Below are 18,312 nucleotides of genomic sequence, written 5' to 3' on the forward strand. Positions count from 1 at the left end.
ATGGTAGCCACCCTGAGTGGGTGCGACAAGGCGGATATCCGCCAAATTGTAGGACGAGATCAGAGAGGGTGGCGGAAAGTCGCCACCTTGTGCAGGCGCAGCCTGAAGCCGAAAGCTACCCCGAAGGCTGATGTCTAAAGGCCTTCAGCGGTTTTCGGCAAAAGTGGCACGACGCTTGCGATACAGAGCGCAGGGAGACCGGCCTTGAGCAGGCTCTCAAACAACAAATCCCTCCAGTGCAGGAGGGTTCGCAATTCAAGTGTCGTGGGCAATGGCGGATATTTGCCACACGGGACGATTGAGGAACTTTGCAATGACGACTCGTCAGCCACTGTACAAATCCCTGTATTTCCAGGTGATCGTTGCAATCGTTATCGGTATTTTGCTCGGTCACTTCTACCCGCAGACCGGCGTGGCCCTCAAGCCACTGGGTGACGGCTTTATCAAGCTGATCAAAATGGTCATCGCCCCGATCATCTTCTGCACCGTTGTCAGCGGTATCGCTGGCATGCAAAGCATGAAATCGGTCGGCAAAACCGGCGGCTACGCGCTGCTGTACTTCGAAGTCGTCTCCACCATCGCCCTGCTGATCGGCCTGATCGTGGTCAACGTTGTGCAACCGGGCGCCGGCATGCACATCGACGTGGCTACCCTGGACGCCTCTAAAGTAGCTGCCTACGTGACTGCCGGTGCAGACCAGAGCATCGTTGGCTTCCTGCTGAACGTGATCCCCAACACCATCGTTGGCGCGTTCGCTACCGGCGACATCCTGCAAGTGCTGATGTTCTCTGTGATCTTCGGTTTCGCCCTGCATCGCCTGGGTGCCTACGGCAAGCCGGTGCTGGACTTCATCGATCGCTTCGCCCACGTGATGTTCAACATCATCAACATGATCATGAAGCTCGCGCCACTCGGTGCCCTGGGCGCCATGGCGTTCACCATCGGTGCCTACGGCGTAGGTTCGCTGGTGCAGCTCGGTCAGCTGATGATCTGCTTCTACATCACCTGCATCCTGTTCGTGGTGCTGGTGCTGGGCGCCATCTGCCGCGCACACGGCTTCAGCGTGCTGAAACTGATCCGCTACATCCGTGAAGAACTGCTGATCGTACTGGGTACTTCCTCATCCGAATCCGCACTGCCGCGCATGCTGATCAAGATGGAACGCCTGGGCGCCAAGAAGTCGGTAGTCGGCCTGGTTATCCCGACTGGCTACTCCTTCAACCTGGACGGTACTTCGATCTACCTGACCATGGCTGCCGTGTTCATCGCCCAGGCGACTGACACCCACATGGACATCACCCACCAGATCACCCTGTTGCTGGTACTGCTGCTGTCCTCCAAGGGCGCTGCTGGTGTGACGGGTAGTGGCTTCATCGTACTGGCCGCTACCCTGTCGGCTGTTGGCCACCTGCCGGTTGCCGGCCTGGCGCTGATCCTGGGTATCGACCGCTTCATGTCTGAAGCCCGCGCACTGACTAACCTGGTAGGCAACGCTGTTGCTACCCTGGTTGTGGCCAAGTGGGTCAAGGAACTGGACGAAGACAAGCTGCAAGTCGAACTGGCTTCCGGTGGTCGCGGTATCTCCGAGACCCGTGAAGAAGACGACCTGGGCGTGGCCGAAGGCCCGGCGCCAACCGCCGTCAAGTAAGGCTGCACCGTTTGTGAAAAACCCATCTCCGGATGGGTTTTTTTATACCTGCGGGAAGCATCAGTCACTGCAGATGATGCTTTATGTGATTGCCGCTTGCGGCCAGGTTTGCCTACTCTGTGGCCAATCGAATCGGAATCGGAGTTTGCATGTCAGGCCCCTTGGCGTCCCTCAAAGTACTGGATTTCTCTACCTTGCTGCCGGGGCCGTTCGCCTCGTTGCTGCTGGCCGACATGGGCGCCGAGGTGTTGCGCATCGAGTCCCCCACGCGCATGGACCTGCTGCGGGTGTTGCCGCCCCATGACCAGGGCGTGTCGGCCAGCCATGCCTACCTCAACCGCAATAAACGCAGCCTGGCGCTCGACCTCAAGCAGGCCGAGGCGGTGGCGATCGTGCGGCAGTTGGTGGCGGACTACGACATCGTGCTGGAGCAGTTCCGCCCCGGGGTGATGGAGCGCCTGGGCCTGGGTTACGAGGCCTTGAAGGCGATCAACCCGAAGTTGATCTACGTCTCCATCACCGGCTACGGCCAGACCGGCCCCTACAGGGACCGCGCCGGCCACGACATCAACTACCTGGCCCTGGCGGGCATTGCCAGTTACACCGGGCGCCAGGACAGCGGGCCGTTACCTTTGGGCGTGCAGTTGGCGGACGTGGGCGGTGGCTCGTTGCACGCGGTGATCGGCTTGCTGGCGGCGGTGATCGCCCGGCAGCACAGCGGCGTGGGGCAATACCTGGATGTGAGCATGACTGACTGCGCCTTCAGCCTGAATGCGATGGCCGGCGCGGGTTACCTGGCGTGTGGCGTGGAACCTGCGTGGGAGAACCAGGTGCTCAATGGTGGCAGCTTCTATGACTATTACCGCTCTCGGGAGGGGCGGTGGTTGTCGGTAGGAAGCCTGGAGCCGGCCTTTATGCAGCAGTTGTGTGCAGCGCTTGGGCGCCCCGAGTTGGCGGCGCAGGGTTTGTCGCCCAAGCCCGAGCAGCAGAAAGCCCTCAAGCTGGCGTTGCAGGTCGAGTTCGAGAAGCGCAGCTTTGATGAGCTGTGTGCGTTGTTTGCCGGGATCGATGCGTGTGTCGAGCCGGTGCTGAATCTGAGCGAGGCGGTTGAACACCCGCAGTTGAAAGCCCGGGAGCTGGTCAGCCAGGTGCCGCGGGGCGATGGTTCGGCCCAGGCGCAGATCGCTTGCCCGTTGAAGTTTTCCGAGGGTTTGCCGGCGGCCAGGCACATCGGCGCGGCGGTGGGCGCCCACACGGATGAGGTGTTGGCGGGGTTAGGCTTCAGTCCTCAACAAATAGATGATTTGCGGCGTGCCAAGGTGATTCAGTAGCGCTTGGGCTGACGCTATCGCAGGCAAGCCAGCTCCCACAGGGGAATGCATTTCAACTGTGGGAGCTGGCTTGCCTGCGATGAGGCCCTCACTCCACCCGGGTTTCGCCGGTAAACACCAACGTCTGCCGGCACCTGCGGCACAAATACCGCCGCCCCTGGCTCACCAACCCGTGACGCTGGGGCGAAAACGGGAAGTCGCTGTCGGCACACGGGCAGCGGTAGATATACCGGGTTACGCGCCGCCGCTGGATTTCATAGGTGTGGCAGCGATCCGGCGGCAGTTCGTAAACCCCACGCATGATCAACTGCCATTCCTCGCCATGGGGCTGGATGCGCTCGCCGAACAATTGGTGGGCAATCAGGTGGGCCACTTCATGGGCGACTGTCTGTTTAAGGAAGTGTTGGCTGTTTTCACGGTACAGCTGCGGGTTGAAGCGCAGCAGGTTCTCGTGCAAATGCGCGACACCGGCCTTCTGGCCCCGCAGCTTGAGGCTGACCTGGGGGCGTTTGAAGCTTCGTTTGAAAAAGGATTCGGCTTGTTGGAAACAATCTTCGACGCGGGTATTGAGTTGCTCGGGCATGCTGTACATATCTCCAGAGATGTCCAGTATGCCGCAAACAACGGTGTATCCGAATCTGTCAGGCGCCGAATGGTGATGCATAACGCACAAAGCCACCGTGCGGTGGCTTTTCCTGCGGGTACACCGCGTCAGTTGGTGTAGATCGGGCCTACGCCCAGCCCCCAGACGATCACGGTAAAGGCCATGATCGCCACCAGCACCACCAGGCCTACCGCCAGCACCGAGCTGGAGAACAGGAAGCCCTCGTCCGGGTTGATGTTCATGAAGGTCGGCAGGCCTACATACAGCAGGTATACCGTGTAGCAGATGGCGGCCGTACCGACGACCATGCCCAGCCACATATGCGGGTACAGCGCGGCCAGCCCGCCGACGAACAGCGGCGTCGCGGTGTAGGTGGCAAACGCCACGCAGCGCGCCATGCTGGGGTTGGCGTCATAGGTACGGGCCATCCAGTGAATGAACGCGCCCATCACCGCCACGCCGCCGAGCATCGCGGCGTAAGACATGATGGTCATCCACAACGCGCTTTCCACCGTGAGCATCACCGGGGCGCGGCTGCCGATTACCCAACCCACCTGCGTGGTCCCGATAAAGGCTGATACCGCGGGGATCGCTGCGAGAATCAGTGTGTGGGTGAGGTACATGTGGCTGATGCTTTCTTCTTTATCGCCACGAATTTCCCGCCATTCCTGATCGGGGTGGGTGAAAAGTCCCACGACGTGATGGATCATGCCAGTCACTCCTGTTGTTATTACCATCGCCCCCCAGCGGAGCGCCCACGGGCCAATTGGCCTGAAAGGTCTGGATATATGTGCGACCTTATGTCGCAGTATAGAAAGTGATGACCGGAAAAACTGTAGGGCTTTAGAGCAAATTGCGCTGTAAACATTGGGCTTAATCGCGGCGGGGTCTGTTAATTGAAACTCGGTCGTCCATCCCGCTAAAATGCCCGGCTTTTCGTCACACACCTTTCGCGGATCCAAGCGCCATGGGCACTCTTACGGTCAACCAGAACAAACTGCAAAAACGCCTGCGTCGCCAGGCGGGTGAGGCAGTCGCCGATTTCAACATGATCGAGGAGGGCGACAAGGTCATGGTCTGCCTGTCTGGCGGCAAAGACAGCTACACCCTGCTTGACGTACTGATGCACCTGCAAAAGGTCGCGCCGATCAAGTTCGAGATTGTCGCCGTGAACATGGACCAGAAGCAGCCGGGTTTCCCCGAGCACGTGCTGCCGGCCTACCTCAAGGCATTGGGGGTCGAGTACCACATCGTCGAAAAAGACACCTATTCGGTGGTCAAGGAGCTTATCCCGGAAGGCAAGACCACCTGCTCGCTGTGCTCGCGCCTGCGCCGAGGCACGCTCTACACCTTTGCCGATGAAATCGGCGCAACCAAGATGGCCCTCGGTCACCACCGCGATGACATCGTCGAAACCTTCTTCCTCAACATGTTTTTCAACGGCAGCCTAAAGGCCATGCCGCCCAAGCTGCGGGCCGACGACGGGCGCAACGTGGTGATTCGCCCATTGGCGTACTGCCACGAGAAGGACATCCAGGCGTACGCCGACCTCAAGCAATTCCCGATCATCCCGTGCAACCTCTGCGGCTCCCAGGAAAACCTGCAACGCCAGGTGGTCAAGGACATGCTCCAGGACTGGGACCGCAAGACCCCGGGCCGCGTCGACAGCATCTTCCGCAGCTTGCAGAACGTGCAGCCGTCGCAGTTGGCCGACCGTAACCTGTTCGACTTCACCAGCCTGCGTATCGACGAAACCGCGGCATCGCGCTTCGTCAACGTAGTGAACCTCTGAGCACTTTCACCGCTCTGACAGACCGCGCTCCTGGGCGCCGTTTTCATTTCAATCCTTAGGAGAGGGCATGCGCGATTACAAGTGGCTGCACGAATATTGTCTGAACCGGTTTGGTTCGGCGGCCGAGCTGGAAGCCCACCTGCCTGTGCCCCTGACCCCGGCGAAACTGCGCAAGATCAGTGATGATCGCTACTTGTCGACCCTGTCACTGCGGGTATTTCGCGCAGGCCTCAAACACAGCGTGGTGGACGCCAAGTGGCCGGCCTTCGAGCAGGTGTTCTTTGGGTTTGACCCGGAAAAAGTCGTGCTGATGGGCGCCGAGCATCTGGAGCGGCTGATGCAGGACACGCGCATCATCCGCCACCTTGGCAAGCTCAAGAGCGTGCCGCGCAATGCGCAGATGATTCTGGATATCGAGCAGGAAAAGGGTAGCTTCGCGGCGTTTATTGCCGACTGGCCAGTGACGGATATCGTTGGCTTGTGGAAATACCTGAGCAAGCACGGCCACCAGTTGGGCGGGCTGTCGGCGCCGCGCTTTTTGCGCATGGTGGGCAAGGATACGTTTGTGCCGAGCTATGACGTGGTGGCGGCGCTGAATGCGCAGAAGATTGTCGACAAGGTGCCCACCAGCCTGCGGGACCTGGCCACGGTGCAGGGCGCGTTCAACCAGTGGCATGCCGAGAGCGGGCGCCCGATGTGCCAGTTGTCGATGATGCTGGCGTATACCGTGAATCATTGATACCGGGTTGATGCTATCGCAGGCAAGCCAGCTCCCACACTTGGAATGCATTCCTCTGTGGGAGCTGGCTTGCCTGCGATAACGACAGGTCAGGCACTACAAAAGCATCAAGCAGGCAAACCTTCCCCCGCCAACCGCCGATTCAGCTGATGCCGGTACCGCACATACATCAACGCGGTGCAGAACACAGCCAGGCTTGCCAGCATCTCCAGCACCCCAAACCACTGGCGGTTCGGGTCATACGCCGCCAGCGCACCCTTGATGAAGTACAAATTCACCACAAAGCACATCCATGAATGCCCGCGCGCGCTGCCCAGGATCATCCCCGGTGCCAGCAACAGCAGCGGCACCAACTCGATCAGCAGAATCACCCACGGCCGCGCGCCGTGCAGGTCGGCGAACACCAGGTAGTAGGCACACAGCAGTCCCACCAAGCCCAAAAACGCCAGCAGGCTCAACACCCGCGCCGTCTTGACCCGTGGCTCCAGCCACGCCCGGGGCGGCAGTACCTTAGGCTTTCTGGCCACGGCCGTTCTCCAGTAGCGCGGCGGTCTTCGCCAGGCGCAGGCCGAGGGCGCGGCACAGGGCGATCTCATGTTGGTCCAGTGCGCGCTTGCCGTCGGCACCGGAATGGTGGCTGGCGCCGTAGGGCGTACCGCCGCCTTTGGTGTCCAGCAGCGCCTGCTCACTGTAGGGCAGGCCGGTGATCAGCATGCCGTGGTGCAGCAACGGCAGCAGCATCGACATCAGCGTGGTTTCCTGGCCACCGTGCAGGCTGGCAGTGGAGGTGAACACACCTGCTGGCTTGCCGACCAGGGCACCGGTGAGCCACAGGTTGCTGGTGCCGTCGAGAAAGTACTTGAGCGGCGCGGCCATGTTGCCGAACCGGGTCGGGCTGCCCAGCGCCAGGCCGCAGCAGTTCTTCAGGTCGTCGAGGCTGCAATACAGCGGGCCGTCGACCGGAATGCTTGGCGCCACGGCTTCGCACTCGCTGGAGATGGCCGGCACGGTGCGCAGCCGCGCCTCAAGCCCGGCTTGCTCGACGCCTCGGGCAATTTGCCGGGCCATTTCGCTGACCGAGCCGTTGCGGCTGTAATAAAGCACCAGCACATACGGCGCACTCACGAAAGAAGCTCCAGGATGTTTTCTGGCGGGCGGCCGATCACAGCCTTGTCGGCGGTCGCGAGGATCGGGCGTTCCATCAGTTTCGGATGAGCGGCGATGGCGGCGATCAACTGCGCTTCACTGAGGCTGGCGTCGGCCAGGTTTAGGGTTTTGTATTCGTCCTCGCCGGTGCGCAGCAATTGCCGCGCGCTGATGTTCAGCTTGCCCAGCAAGGCCTGCAATTGCGCGGCGTCGAGCGGGGTTTCCAGGTAGCGCACCACCGTTGGTGTGAGGCCACGGGCTTCCAGCAGCTCGAGCGCACCGCGGGATTTCGAGCAGCGCGGGTTGTGATAAAGCGTCAGATCGGTCATGTGCGGGTCGCATCTTGCGTAAGGTGGCGGGTATTCTACCCGCGCTGCGCCATGTCCTTAAACCATGAGAGGCGATAGGCCGCAGCCAACGTTCATTTTTACGAAGGATTACCCCATGACGAGGCGACTGTTAGGCGCATTGGCAATCATCGGTACACTGCTGCTCAGTGGCTGTGGCAATGATTATGGCGTTGACCAATACGGTCAGAAAGTGGCCGCCGAACGCCTGGACAAGCAATGGCTGGTGGTCAACTACTGGGCCGAGTGGTGTGGCCCTTGCCGCACCGAAATCCCCGAACTCAACGCCTTGGCCGACCAGCTCAAGGGCCAGTCGGTAGGTGTGTTCGGCGTGAACTTCGACAATGCCCAGGGTGAAGAACTCAAGAGCGCCAGCGACAAGCTGGGCATCAAGTTCACCGTATTGGCGCAGAACCCGGACGGGATCTTCGACATTCCCCGCAGCGAAGCCTTGCCGGTGACGTACATCATTGATGACAAGGGCAAGGTGCGCGAACAACTGATGGGCGAGCAGACGGCCGAAGGCGTGCTGGCCAAGCTCAAGGCGCTGCGCGGTTAAGTGTAGGAGCTGGCTTGCCAGCGATTCAGGCAACTCGGCCTGTCAGCCAGGCCGAGGTGACGCCATCGCAGGCAAGCCAGCTCCCACAGAAACGCGGAATCAGCCTTCTTCCAGCCACAACCGCAACGGTTTGCCATCCGCCGGCCAGAAACGGGTCTGTTCGATCGGCGAGATGTCCCAGCGCTGCACGCCTTGCAGGGCCTGGAAGAAGCGGTGCTCCTGCTCCATCAGCGCTTCACCGCAAAGTTTGCGGGTGCTGCCGACCTTGCCGAAGCTCAGTTTGTCACCGTCCAGGGTGTAGGGCGCGAACCAATGGTTGCAGCCGCCGTTGCCGTAGGCCCGGCCATCGGCGCCGAGGGTCACGGTCAGGTGCGCGTAATCCATCAAAGGCCGCTCACCGATCCATTCCACCACGTAGCTGTGATCCTGCTTGAGCTTGACCTCATCACTGGCGCAGCCCGCAAGGCCTGCACCCAGCACGGCCAGCATCAGCACGGCTTTCATTGCGCGGCCTTCTGGCATTTCGGGCAGCGGTGCTTGTCACCCAGGGTGGCCCAGCCCAACTCGGTGACCCGCGCGGTGGCGGCCGGTTGCAGCGGTTGCTTAGTCAGCTTGGTTTCCACCGCGAATTCAAACTCCAGCACGTTGTCGCAGCTGTCGCAGTTGACCTTCCAGGTGTGAATTTCCAGTTCGCCGAACTTCGGCCCCTGGGCCATGGCGACCCACTGGCCTGCCGGGCGGATGGAGTAGCGCGCATCGCCTTCGACGGTCAGGCGCATCGACAGGGTTTTACTGCCGCGCAGGGTGACGATCAAAACGTCGCCGTGCTTGATCGAGCCACCGTTGCCGGTGACCTGATAACGGCCCGGCACCAGGGCGCGGCATTCGATCAGGGTGTGTTGCGGGTTCAGCAAGCTGAAGCGGAAATCGTGTTCGGCCATGGATCCTCCAAATAGGCGCGGCATCCTATCACGGGCCGCCTCCCATCATGGCGCGGCGATGTGACCGCTGATCATCCTTCGACGAGGTTTTGTGCCCGCCCGCCCGCCCACGCAGCGATGTTGTCCAGGGTGGTGCCGGCGATTGCCCCCAGCGCCTCACGGGTCAGGAAGGCCTGGTGCGCGGTGATGATCACATTGGGGAAGGTCAGCAGGCGCGCCAGCACGTCGTCTTGCAGGGGCAGGTCGGAGCGGTCTTCGAAAAACAACTGGGCCTCTTCTTCATACACATCCAGGCCCAAATAACCGAGCTGGCCGCCCTTGAGCGCGTCGATCAGCGCCGGGGTGTCCACCAGGCCGCCACGCCCGGTATTGATCAGCATCGCGCCGGGCTGCATATGGGCCAGGCTTTGGGCGTTGATCAAATGTTTGCTGTCTGCCGTCAGCGGGCAATGCAGGCTGATGATCTGTGAGTCGGCGAGCAATTGCGGCAGGCTCACGTAGCGGGCGCCGAGGGCTTCGACCTGCGGGTTGGGGTAAGGGTCATACGCCAGCAACTGGCAGCCGAACCCGGCCATGATCCTGGCGAATGTGGCGCCGATTTGCCCGGTGCCGACCACGCCGACGGTCTTGCCCACCAGGTCGAAACCGGTCAGGCCATGGAGGCTGAAGTCACCGTCGCGGGTGCGGTTGTAGGCGCGGTGCAGGCGGCGGTTGAGGGCCAGGATCAGCGCGACTGCGTGCTCGGCCACCGCATGGGGCGAGTAGGCGGGCACGCGCACGATGGTAAGGCCCAGCCGCTTGGCGGCGGGCAGGTCGACATGGTTGTAACCGGCCGAGCGCAGGGCGATCAGGCGGGTGCCACCGTTGGCCAGTTGCTCCAGCACCGGGGCGCCGAGGTCGTCATTGATAAAGGCGCAGACCACTTCGTGGTGTTCGGCCAGGGCCACGGTTTCCAGATTCAGCCGGGCCGGCTGGAATTGCAGCTGCATGCCTTCGGGCAACGGTTGGGCGAGAAAGCTGTCACGGTCGTAGGTTTGGCTGCTGAAAAGGATGATGCGCATCAAATATTCCTTCTTGATGATGGAAAGCTGATTTTGTGGCGAGGGAGCTGCTGTGGCGAGGGAGCTTGCTGTGGCGAGGGAGCTTGCTCCCGCTGGGCTGCGCAGCGGCCCCAAAATCCTGGGAGCGCTTCGCACTCCAGCGGGAGCAAGCTCCCTCGCCACAGCAGCTCCCTCGCCACATTGCCCCGAAGTTTTACGCGCTCACCCGCGCCTCGCTGGCCAGCCGGGCAATCGCCATGTCCAGTTCGTCCAGGGCCGGCATGGCCTTGGCGTCGTCCTGTTTGAGCAGGGTTTCGGCCCGCTGGCAGGCCGCGCGCAGTTGCGGCACGCCGCAATATCGGGTGGCGCCGTGCAAGCGGTGAACCCGCTCGATCAGGGCGTTACGGTCGTTGGCGTCACGGGCCACGCGAATCGCTTCACGGTCGGCCTCAAGCGATGCCAGCAACATCGCCAGCATGTCCGCCGCCAGGTCGGCCTTGCCGGCCGCCAGGCGCAAACCTTCCTCGTGGTCCAGCACGGGCAACTGCGTGGCTTGCCCAATGGTTTCGGCGCCGCGTTCCGGGCCCTGATTGCGCAGGGCCAGCCCGGTCCATTTCAATACCACCTGGGCCAGTTGCCGTTCGCTGATGGGTTTGGTCAGGTAGTCATCCATGCCGCTTTGCAGCAGTGCGCGTTTTTCGTTGGCCATGGCATGGGCGGTCAGGGCGACGATGGGCAGCGGGGTGCCATGGCGTTCGCTTTCCCAGGTGCGGATCGCCTCGGTGCTCTGGCGGCCATCCATGCCGGGCATTTGTACGTCCATCAGCACCAGGTCGAAGGCTTCTTGCTTCACCGCTTCGATGGCCGAGTAACCGCTTTCTACCGCCTGGACCTTGGCGCCCATGTCTTCCAGCAGGGTTTGCACCAGCAGCAGGTTGGCCGGGTTGTCGTCGACACACAGCACCCGTGGCGCGCGGCTGGACAGCGGCTCGCCGGGTTCGCTGCGCAGCGGGCGCGGGCTGATCAGGTCGGCCAGGGCGCGGCGCAGTTTGCGCGTACAGGCGGGTTTGGCCTGCAATTGGCTGTTGGGGTTGGGCACCGAGGGGTTGAACAGCAGCTGTTCGGTGGTGGGGCACAGCACCAGCACCTTGCAGCCCAGGTGTTCGAGGTCCCACAGGTGTTGGTTCAAACGCTCCGGCGGAATGTCGTTGGCGGTGATGCCCAGTACCGCCAGGTCAATCGCCTGTTCGGTCTGGTGGGCGCTGGTGATGCCATTGGTCAGGCTTTCCAGGCTGTTGAACGGCGTGACTTGCAGGCCGCAGTCTTCCAACTGGTGTTGCAGGGCCTGACGCGCCAGCTCGTGGTTTTCCAGCACGGCCACGCGCCGGCCCAGCAACGGCGCGCAAGGCAGGTCTTCGATATCGTCGCGGGTTTTCGGCAGGTTCAGGCTGATCCAGAATTCCGAGCCTTCGCCCGGCGTGCTGTCGACGCCGATTTCGCCGCCCATCTGTTCGATCAGGCGCTTGGAAATCACCAGCCCCAGGCCAGTGCCACCGGGTTGCCGTGACAGCGAATTGTCCGCCTGGCTGAAGGCCTGGAACAGCGCCCGCACATCCTGGTTCGACAGGCCGATACCGGTGTCCTGCACGCTGATGCGCAGTTGCACGCTGTCTTCCTGCTCGTCTTCAATCATGGCACGGGCGACGATGGTGCCTTCGCGGGTGAACTTGATCGCGTTGCTCACCAGGTTAGTCAGGATCTGCTTGAGCCGCAGCGGGTCGCCCACCAACGACAGCGGCGTGTCGCGGTAGACCAGGCTCACCAGTTCCAGCTGTTTGGCATGGGCGGCAGGGGCGAGGATGGTCAAGGTGTCTTGCAACAGGTCCCGCAGGTTGAACGGGATGCTGTCGAGTACCAGCTTGCCGGCCTCGATCTTCGAGAAGTCGAGGATTTCGTTGATGATGCCCAGCAGGTTGTCGGCGGACTTTTCGATGGTGCCCAGGTAATCCAGCTGACGGGGCGACAGCTCGCTTTTTTGCAGCAAGTGCGTAAAGCCGAGGATGCCGTTCAGCGGCGTGCGGATTTCATGGCTCATGTTGGCCAAAAACTCCGACTTGATGCGGCTGGCTTCCAGTGCTTCCTTGCGGGCCAGGTCCAGCTCGATGTTCTGGATCTCGATGGTTTCCAGGTTTTGCCGCACGTCTTCGGTGGCCTGGTCGATGCTGTGTTGCAATTCTTCCTGGGCATTTTGCAGGGTCTCGGCCATGCGGTTGATGCCCGAGGCCAGGTGGTCCAGTTCCTGGCTGCCCAGCGGTGGCAGGCGGGTTTCCAGGTTGCCATCCTTGAGTTGCGCCACCGCCTGCTTGATCAGCCCAATCGGCGAGTTGATCGTACGGCTGATGCGCAAGGCCAGGGCCGCGGTGCAGATCAGGCCGATGGCGATCAGCAGCAGGCTGGCGAACAGGCTGCGGTAGCCGCGCAGCAACATGCCGTTGTGGGACAGTTCCAGCTCGACCCAGCCCAGCAGGCGGTCGGATTCGTCCGGGATCAGCTCACCGGCAAGGTTGCGATGGCGGCCGAACACCGGTAGCAGATAGCGGGTTGCGTCGTTGCCGGTGCGCTGCAACAGGTGCGAGCTGTTGCCGATCGGCGGCTGGTTGAGCATGGTCGGGCCGGCGTGGGCCAGGGGCGTGCGGTCGGGCCCGAGGAACGACACGGCGCGCACGTCGGTTTGTTCCAGGGACTGGGTGGCGATGCGCTCCAGCAGGTCGGTGTTCTTGGTGCCCAGTGCTGGCGCCACCAGCGGTGCCAACTGCTCGGCGATCATCTCGCCCCGTTGCAGCAATTGCGACTGCAATTCTGAAAGCTGCATCCACGTGAAATACCCGCCCAGCAGCAATGCCATCAGGCTGGTAGGCAATAAGGTCAGCAACAGTACGCGGCCTTTTATTCCCATTCTCGTAAGCACGCCACTCTCCTGCTACCACACTGTTGTCGAATTTCACGCCGGCATCCGGCCCGCGCCACCCGCGCAGTGTAGCCATTTGCGCGGTGTGGAATCTTGCAAATTAATGACCTGACGCAAACCTTGGACCCTTGGATGCCCGGCGGCGGTTGCTGTTGGGGGGCCAATCTTGAATAATCAGTCATTGAGAATGACTTGCAGACGCTAATGAATCCCGTAGCACTTGGCTTACCCAGTATCCTGGCGATTGAAGACGACCCTGTACTTGGCGCCTATGTCCATGAGCAGTTGGGCCGCTGTGGCTTCCAGGTGACCTGGTGCCAGAACGGCCAGCAGGGCCTGCAAATGGCCCGCGATCAAAGCTTCGACGTGGTGTTGATGGACATCCTGTTGCCGGGCATGGACGGATTGTCGGTGCTTACGCACTTGCGCCAGAGCCATTCGATCCCGGTAATCCTTATGTCGGCCCTGGGTGCCGAAGCCGACCGCATCAGCGGTTTTCGCCTGGGGGCAGACGATTACCTGCCCAAGCCGTTCAGCATGGCCGAGTTGCGGGTGCGCATCGAGGCGATCCTGCGCCGGGTTGCCCTGGACCGGCGACCTTTGCCGGCCCTGGCAGCGGTGCGCGACGATGCCCGCAGCCTGCGTTTCGATGACGAGTTGTGTGATGTTTTCCACCGGGAACAATGGGCCGGCCTGACCCGCAGCGAATACCGCCTGCTGGAAACCCTGCACCGCAACGGCGACGAAGTCCTCAGCAAAGCCTTCCTTTACCAGCATGTATTCCAGCGCGGCTATGCGCCCCATGACCGCAGCCTGGACATGCACATCAGCCAGATCCGTCGCAAGCTCAAGGCCATTGGCTACAGCGAGCGGGAAGTACGCACGGTGTGGGGCAAGGGCTACGTGTTGAGCGGTCACGATGACGGGCTTTAATGCCACGCTCAAACGGCTGCCGGGCAAGCATTCGTTATTCTGGAAACTGGCCTGCCTGCTGATCGCCTTCTGCTTGCTGATGATCTGGCTCAGTTGGTCGTGGGGCCGGTATATGGAAGAGCAGAATGCCTTTTTGTCCAGCGAGGCGCGCGCCACCCTGAGCGGTTATGCAGCCGGCGCGGAACTGGCGTGGAACAAGAGTGGCAACGCCGGGGTGGACGCGTGGCTGCACACCTTGGGCCAGCGCGAGCGCACGTGGGTGGGCGTCATCGGTAACGACCTGCAATCCCTGAGCAGCTACCCGCTGACCGACAAGGAAAGCCAGCGCCTGACATTTTTGCGCGGCCTGGACTGGCCTGTCAGCCGGCATGCCAAGGGGCTGCCATGGTTGAAAATCCCGTTCCCGCTGGACCCAGGGGCGGGCTCCCTGGTGATCGAATTGCCACGGCGCTTCATGCCCGGGCAAAACCAGTTGTTCTGGCGAATCGTCACCAATGGCGTGATTCCCGGCCTGTTCACCCTGTTGCTGTGCATCGGCCTCTACCGCTTGTTGATCATGCCGCTCAACCACCTGCGCGAGCAGGCCAACGCCTGGCGTGCCGATCAACTGAGTACCCGGCTGTCCCACGACACCACCAGCCGTCAGGATGAACTGGGGGAGTTGGGCCGCGCCTTCGACCAGATGTCTGAACGCCTGCAAGGCACGGTGGCCCTGCAACAGCAACTGCTGCGGGACTTGTCTCATGAGTTGCGCACACCGTTGAGCCGCTTGCGCGTGGCCAGCGACAGCGAGCAAGACCTGACCCGGCTGCGCGAGCGCCTGGGCAGGGAAATCGACGGCATGCAGCGCCTGGTGGAAGACACCCTGCAACTGGCCTGGCTCGACACCGAACGCGCGCCGCTGCCCAAGGAAGACATCCAGGTGCAGGCGCTGTGGGACATGCTCCGGGAAAACGCCTGTTTTGAAAGTGGCTGGTCGCCTTCACGCTTGCAGTGCGGGCTGGGGGCTGATTGTTGGGTGCGCGGCCATCTGAACCTGCTGGCCCAGGCGTTGGAGAACATCCTGCGCAATGCCATCCGGCATTCCCCGCACAACGGCACGGTGCAATTGGGCGGGCAGCGCGAAGGTGAGCACTGGCATTTGTGGCTGGAAGACCAGGGCGGCGGAATTGACGAGTTGGAGTTGGAGCGGATTTTTGCGCCATTCACTCGGCTGGACGGTTCACGGCCCGGCGACGGCGGTTTTGGCCTGGGCTTGAGCATTGCGCGCAATGCCGTGCAGCGCCAGGACGGCAGCCTGTGGGCGGAAAACACCGGCCAGGGCTTGCGCGTGCATATGCGTTTGCTGGCCCGCTAGCGCTTACAGCCTGCGCTGCTTGCGTTTTTTCCACTGGCGCGCCACCCACCAGCGCCAGTAGCCCATAGTCAGGCAATACCCCAACGCCGCCATTACCACCCCCAATACCACCGAGCCCAGCAAGAAGGGTTGCCACAGCGTCGACAGCTGCCCGCTGATCCATTCCCAGGTCAGTTCGTCGGGCATGCTGCGAGGCGGTAAGTTCATCAACCAGGCACCGGTCATGTAGGTGCAGAAGAACACCGGCGGCATGGTGATCGGGTTGGTCAGCCACACCAGGCTGACGGCAATCGGCATGTTGCCGCGCACGCTGATGGCGAGGACCGCCGCCAGCAACATCTGCAAGGGAATCGGGATAAAGGCTGCGAACAGGCCAACCGCCATGGCCCGCGCGACCGAGTGCCGATTGAGGTGCCAGAGGTTCGGGTCATGCAGCAGCTTGCCCAGAAAGCGTAAGGACTTGTGTTCCCTGATGCTGGTCGGGTCGGGCATGTACCGTTTGAATAAGCGCCGTGGCATAAGGGGTCCAGGTCAGTTCGAGGGGCAAGTATGCCCGCATTCCAGGAACGGGAAATTCAGACTTTGTGACAAATAATAATAGGCCGCATCGCTGGCCCGGCTAAGACTCAATGGGTCGCTTCCAAGGAAAGATCCATGAGAACAGGGATGTTCACACTCGCGCTGGGGCTGCTCGCCTTGCGCTTTTTACCGGTGTTGCCACCCGGCGGCTGGCTGCTGTTGATGCCGGTGCTGGCCCTGATGCTGTTGCCTTTTCGCACCTATCCGCTGGGGTTTTTCCTGCTCGGGTTGGGCTGGGCCTGCCTCAGTGCACAGTGGGCGCTGGATGATCGGCTGGCCCCGCGGCTGGACGGCCAGACCCGCTGGGTGGAAGGGCGTGTTACCGGGTTAGCGCAGCAGACGGGCGACGGTGTGCGCTTCGAACTGGCCGACAGCCGGTCACGCAAGGACCTGCTTCCCAAGCGTATCCGGGTGTCATGGCGTGGCGGCCCGCCGGTTCAGAGTGGTGAGCGCTGGCGGTTGGCGGTGACGCTCAAGCGTCCCTCGGGTTTACTCAATGCCGAGGGCTTTGACTATGAGGCCTGGTTGCTGGCCCAGCGGATTGGTGCCACCGGTTCGGTCAAAGACGGGCAACGGCTGGCGCCTGCACGGCATGCCTGGCGCGACGGAATTCGCCAGCGGCTGTTGGCGGTGGATGCCCAAGGGCGCGAGGCCGGCCTGGCCGCGCTGGTGCTTGGGGATGGTTCCGGCTTGGCCGCCGAGGATTGGCAGGTTCTGCAAGCGACCGGCACCGTGCATTTATTGGTGATTTCCGGCCAGCACATCGGGCTGCTGGCGGGGTTGATCTATGGCCTGGTCGCTGGCTTGGCGCGCTTTGGGTGTTGGCCCAAACCCTTGCCGTGGCTGCCCTGGGCCTGCGGCTTGGCGTTTGCCGCAGCGCTGGGTTACGGCTTGCTGGCGGGTTTCGAGGTGCCGGTGCAACGGGCCTGCGTAATGCTGGGGTTGGTGTTGCTGTGGCGCCTGCGGTTTCGACACCTGGGGATATGGTGGCCGTTGTTGCTGGCACTGAATGCGGTGCTGGTCCTCGAACCGTTGGCCAGCCTGCAACCGGGGTTCTGGCTGTCGTTTGCGGCTGTGGCGGTGCTGATCCTGGCGTTCAGTGGTCGGCTGGGCCTCTGGAGCGTCTGGCAGGCCTGGACCCGGGCCCAATGGTTGATTGCCATTGGGCTGTTTCCGCTGCTGCTGGTGCTCGGTCTGCCCGTCAGCCTGAGCGGGCCGCTGGCCAATTTGGTGGCCGTACCGTGGATCAGCCTGGTGGTGTTGCCCCTGGCCTTGCTGGGGACAGCTTTATTGCCGCTGCCTTATATAGGTGAGGGTTTGTTATGGCTGGCGGGCGGCACGCTGGATTGGTTGTTCAAGGCACTGGCGCTGCTGGCGCAGTACTTGCCGGCCTGGATACCAGCGCAAGTACCCATTGGCTTTTGGCTGGTGAGCCTGCTGGGGGCGGTGCTGTTGCTGCTGCCCAAGGGCGTTCCGTTTCGGCTGCTGGGTTGGCCAATGTTGCTGCTGGCGGTGTTTCCACCTCGGGAATCAGTGCCTCATGGGCGGGTGGAGGTGGTGCAACTGGATGTCGGCCAAGGGCTGTCCATGATCCTGCGCACCCGCAACCATGTGTTGCTGTATGACGCTGGGCCACGCGCCGGCGAGCTCGATCTTGGCGCTCGCGTGGTGCTGCCTGCATTGCGCAGGCTGGGGGTCGCGGCGCTGGACCTGATGCTGCTCAGTCATGCCGATGCCGATCATGCCGGCGGTGCCCTGGCCATTGCCCAGGGATTGCCGGTCAAGCGTGTGGTGGGCGGTGAGACAGCACGGCTGCCAGCGGTGCTCGGTACTCAAGCGTGTGTCAGTGGGGAGCAGTGGGAATGGGACGGCGTGACGTTCGAGCTGTGGCAATGGCCTGATGCGACGGACGGTAATCAGATGTCCTGTGTGTTGCGGGTGCAGGCCAATGGCGAGCGGTTGTTGCTGACCGGCGATATTGACCGTGAAGCCGAGCGGGCATTGCTGGCCACGCCCTTGGGCGCGCCTGTCGATTGGCTGCAAGCGCCTCACCATGGCAGCCGCAGTTCGTCTTCATGGCCGTTTCTACAGCGCCTTGTGCCCAAGGCCGTTTTGATTTCCCGTGGTCGCAACAATGGGTTTGGTCATCCACATCCCCAGGTACTGGAGCGTTACCGGGCCGTGGGCAGCACAATTTATGACAGTGCCGAACAAGGTGCGCTTCGCCTGCAACTGGGCGCCTTCCAGCCGCCGGTGGCTGCGCGCAGCCAGCGCCGCTTCTGGCGCGAGCCCCCGCCGTAAAACAGCGTTACCAAAGACCGGCCCCTG

General features: G+C 62.2%; 18 protein-coding genes. 8 read left to right on the forward strand and 10 right to left on the reverse strand.

Annotation, left to right across the window (positions count from 1 at the left end; all coding sequences use genetic code 11):
- The first annotated feature begins 313 nt into the window (after window positions 1-313).
- Together ACZRN6_RS04305 and ACZRN6_RS04310 are read left to right on the forward strand one after the other, a co-directional pair.
- Window positions 314-1,648: a dicarboxylate/amino acid:cation symporter gene (locus tag ACZRN6_RS04305; RefSeq protein ID WP_076015043.1), complete on the forward strand. Its 1,335-nt coding sequence runs from the start codon at window positions 314-316 to the stop codon at window positions 1,646-1,648.
- 149 nt (window positions 1,649-1,797) lie between these two features.
- Complete coding sequence (locus ACZRN6_RS04310; protein ID WP_322146900.1) at window positions 1,798-2,979, forward strand: CaiB/BaiF CoA transferase family protein; 1,182 nt, start codon at window positions 1,798-1,800, stop codon at window positions 2,977-2,979.
- Between the two features lie 88 nt (window positions 2,980-3,067).
- Here the strand turns inward: ACZRN6_RS04310 and ACZRN6_RS04315 are convergent, their stop codons facing one another.
- Both ACZRN6_RS04315 and ACZRN6_RS04320 read right to left on the reverse strand, forming a co-directional pair.
- Window positions 3,068-3,562, reverse strand: coding sequence for a SprT family zinc-dependent metalloprotease (locus ACZRN6_RS04315; protein ID WP_322146898.1), 495 nt, complete (start codon window positions 3,560-3,562; stop codon window positions 3,068-3,070).
- A 128-nt stretch (window positions 3,563-3,690) separates the two neighbouring features.
- A complete protein-coding gene (locus tag ACZRN6_RS04320; protein ID WP_322146896.1) occupies window positions 3,691-4,293 on the reverse strand; it encodes a Yip1 family protein in 603 nt (200 codons plus the stop codon).
- Between the two features lie 257 nt (window positions 4,294-4,550).
- Here ACZRN6_RS04320 and ttcA point away from each other — a divergent pair, with 257 nt between their 5' ends.
- Window positions 4,551-5,375 carry a tRNA 2-thiocytidine(32) synthetase TtcA gene (gene ttcA / locus ACZRN6_RS04325; RefSeq protein WP_464007286.1) on the forward strand — a complete coding sequence of 275 codons (825 nt, stop codon included), beginning with the start codon at window positions 4,551-4,553 and terminating at the stop codon, window positions 5,373-5,375.
- A 67-nt stretch (window positions 5,376-5,442) separates the two neighbouring features.
- The gene (locus ACZRN6_RS04330; RefSeq protein ID WP_322146893.1) at window positions 5,443-6,114 is read left to right on the forward strand and encodes a DNA-3-methyladenine glycosylase I; all 672 of its coding nucleotides are present in this window, start codon (window positions 5,443-5,445) and stop codon (window positions 6,112-6,114) included.
- 107 nt (window positions 6,115-6,221) lie between these two features.
- Here the strand turns inward: ACZRN6_RS04330 and ACZRN6_RS04335 are convergent, their stop codons facing one another.
- From ACZRN6_RS04335 to arsC, 3 genes are read right to left on the reverse strand one after another with little or no spacing between them, the layout of a single operon-like run.
- On the reverse strand, window positions 6,222-6,641 hold the full coding sequence (locus ACZRN6_RS04335) for a DUF2069 domain-containing protein (protein ID WP_322146891.1): 420 nt from the start codon (window positions 6,639-6,641) through the stop codon (window positions 6,222-6,224).
- A complete protein-coding gene (wrbA, locus tag ACZRN6_RS04340) occupies window positions 6,625-7,239 on the reverse strand; it encodes an NAD(P)H:quinone oxidoreductase (protein WP_322146890.1) in 615 nt (204 codons plus the stop codon). Before wrbA ends, ACZRN6_RS04335 begins: the two co-directional genes overlap by 17 nt.
- The gene (arsC, locus tag ACZRN6_RS04345) at window positions 7,236-7,589 is read right to left on the reverse strand and encodes an arsenate reductase (glutaredoxin) (protein WP_322146888.1); all 354 of its coding nucleotides are present in this window, start codon (window positions 7,587-7,589) and stop codon (window positions 7,236-7,238) included. The genes wrbA and arsC overlap by 4 nt, the downstream gene beginning before the upstream one ends.
- A gap of 115 nt (window positions 7,590-7,704) precedes the next feature.
- Between arsC and ACZRN6_RS04350 the strand changes: the two genes are divergently transcribed.
- Complete coding sequence (locus ACZRN6_RS04350) at window positions 7,705-8,166, forward strand: redoxin domain-containing protein (protein ID WP_464007287.1); 462 nt, start codon at window positions 7,705-7,707, stop codon at window positions 8,164-8,166.
- 99 nt (window positions 8,167-8,265) lie between these two features.
- Here the strand turns inward: ACZRN6_RS04350 and ACZRN6_RS04355 are convergent, their stop codons facing one another.
- From ACZRN6_RS04355 to ACZRN6_RS04370, 4 genes are all read right to left on the reverse strand, one after another.
- Window positions 8,266-8,670, reverse strand: a complete 405-nt coding sequence (locus ACZRN6_RS04355) for an META domain-containing protein (RefSeq protein ID WP_322146884.1) — start codon at window positions 8,668-8,670, stop codon at window positions 8,266-8,268.
- Window positions 8,667-9,107, reverse strand: a complete 441-nt coding sequence (locus ACZRN6_RS04360) for a hypothetical protein (protein WP_322146882.1) — start codon at window positions 9,105-9,107, stop codon at window positions 8,667-8,669. The genes ACZRN6_RS04355 and ACZRN6_RS04360 overlap by 4 nt, the downstream gene beginning before the upstream one ends.
- 71 nt (window positions 9,108-9,178) lie before the next feature.
- On the reverse strand, window positions 9,179-10,168 hold the full coding sequence (locus tag ACZRN6_RS04365; RefSeq protein ID WP_464007288.1) for a 2-hydroxyacid dehydrogenase: 990 nt from the start codon (window positions 10,166-10,168) through the stop codon (window positions 9,179-9,181).
- 193 nt (window positions 10,169-10,361) lie between these two features.
- A complete protein-coding gene (locus tag ACZRN6_RS04370; RefSeq protein WP_322146878.1) occupies window positions 10,362-13,115 on the reverse strand; it encodes a response regulator in 2,754 nt (917 codons plus the stop codon).
- Between the two features lie 204 nt (window positions 13,116-13,319).
- Here ACZRN6_RS04370 and ACZRN6_RS04375 point away from each other — a divergent pair, with 204 nt between their 5' ends.
- On the forward strand, window positions 13,320-14,048 hold the full coding sequence (locus ACZRN6_RS04375) for a response regulator transcription factor (protein WP_322146876.1): 729 nt from the start codon (window positions 13,320-13,322) through the stop codon (window positions 14,046-14,048).
- Complete coding sequence (locus ACZRN6_RS04380; protein WP_464007289.1) at window positions 14,035-15,405, forward strand: histidine kinase sensor domain-containing protein; 1,371 nt, start codon at window positions 14,035-14,037, stop codon at window positions 15,403-15,405. Before ACZRN6_RS04375 ends, ACZRN6_RS04380 begins: the two co-directional genes overlap by 14 nt.
- A gap of 3 nt (window positions 15,406-15,408) precedes the next feature.
- Here ACZRN6_RS04380 and ACZRN6_RS04385 read toward each other — a convergent pair whose 3' ends face one another.
- The gene (locus tag ACZRN6_RS04385) at window positions 15,409-15,924 is read right to left on the reverse strand and encodes a DUF2062 domain-containing protein (RefSeq protein ID WP_322146873.1); all 516 of its coding nucleotides are present in this window, start codon (window positions 15,922-15,924) and stop codon (window positions 15,409-15,411) included.
- Between the two features lie 147 nt (window positions 15,925-16,071).
- Between ACZRN6_RS04385 and ACZRN6_RS04390 the strand changes: the two genes are divergently transcribed.
- Entirely contained in the window at window positions 16,072-18,285 is a 2,214-nt protein-coding gene (locus ACZRN6_RS04390; RefSeq protein ID WP_464007290.1) for a DNA internalization-related competence protein ComEC/Rec2, read from the forward strand.
- Window positions 18,286-18,312 lie beyond the last annotated feature (27 nt).

Source organism: Pseudomonas sp. A125 (assembly GCF_055409485.1).

Excerpts from the sequence above, each read along its gene's own strand:
- ACZRN6_RS04390 (WP_464007290.1), top strand. The coding sequence starts at position 16,072 with ATGTTCACACTCGCGCTGGGGCTGCTCGCCTTGCGCTTTTTACCGGTG.
- ACZRN6_RS04380 (WP_464007289.1), top strand. The coding sequence starts at position 14,035 with ATGACGGGCTTTAATGCCACGCTCAAACGGCTGCCGGGCAAGCATTCG.
- ACZRN6_RS04355 (WP_322146884.1), bottom strand. The coding sequence starts at position 8,670 with ATGAAAGCCGTGCTGATGCTGGCCGTGCTGGGTGCAGGCCTTGCGGGC.
- ACZRN6_RS04310 (WP_322146900.1), top strand. The coding sequence starts at position 1,798 with ATGTCAGGCCCCTTGGCGTCCCTCAAAGTACTGGATTTCTCTACCTTG.
- ACZRN6_RS04315 (WP_322146898.1), bottom strand. The coding sequence starts at position 3,562 with ATGCCCGAGCAACTCAATACCCGCGTCGAAGATTGTTTCCAACAAGCC.
- ACZRN6_RS04350 (WP_464007287.1), top strand. The coding sequence starts at position 7,705 with ATGACGAGGCGACTGTTAGGCGCATTGGCAATCATCGGTACACTGCTG.
- ACZRN6_RS04385 (WP_322146873.1), bottom strand. The coding sequence starts at position 15,924 with ATGCCACGGCGCTTATTCAAACGGTACATGCCCGACCCGACCAGCATC.
- arsC (WP_322146888.1), bottom strand. The coding sequence starts at position 7,589 with ATGACCGATCTGACGCTTTATCACAACCCGCGCTGCTCGAAATCCCGC.
- ACZRN6_RS04320 (WP_322146896.1), bottom strand. The coding sequence starts at position 4,293 with ATGATCCATCACGTCGTGGGACTTTTCACCCACCCCGATCAGGAATGG.
- ttcA (WP_464007286.1), top strand. The coding sequence starts at position 4,551 with ATGGGCACTCTTACGGTCAACCAGAACAAACTGCAAAAACGCCTGCGT.
- ACZRN6_RS04365 (WP_464007288.1), bottom strand. The coding sequence starts at position 10,168 with ATGCGCATCATCCTTTTCAGCAGCCAAACCTACGACCGTGACAGCTTT.
- ACZRN6_RS04375 (WP_322146876.1), top strand. The coding sequence starts at position 13,320 with ATGAATCCCGTAGCACTTGGCTTACCCAGTATCCTGGCGATTGAAGAC.
- ACZRN6_RS04305 (WP_076015043.1), top strand. The coding sequence starts at position 314 with ATGACGACTCGTCAGCCACTGTACAAATCCCTGTATTTCCAGGTGATC.
- ACZRN6_RS04360 (WP_322146882.1), bottom strand. The coding sequence starts at position 9,107 with ATGGCCGAACACGATTTCCGCTTCAGCTTGCTGAACCCGCAACACACC.
- ACZRN6_RS04330 (WP_322146893.1), top strand. The coding sequence starts at position 5,443 with ATGCGCGATTACAAGTGGCTGCACGAATATTGTCTGAACCGGTTTGGT.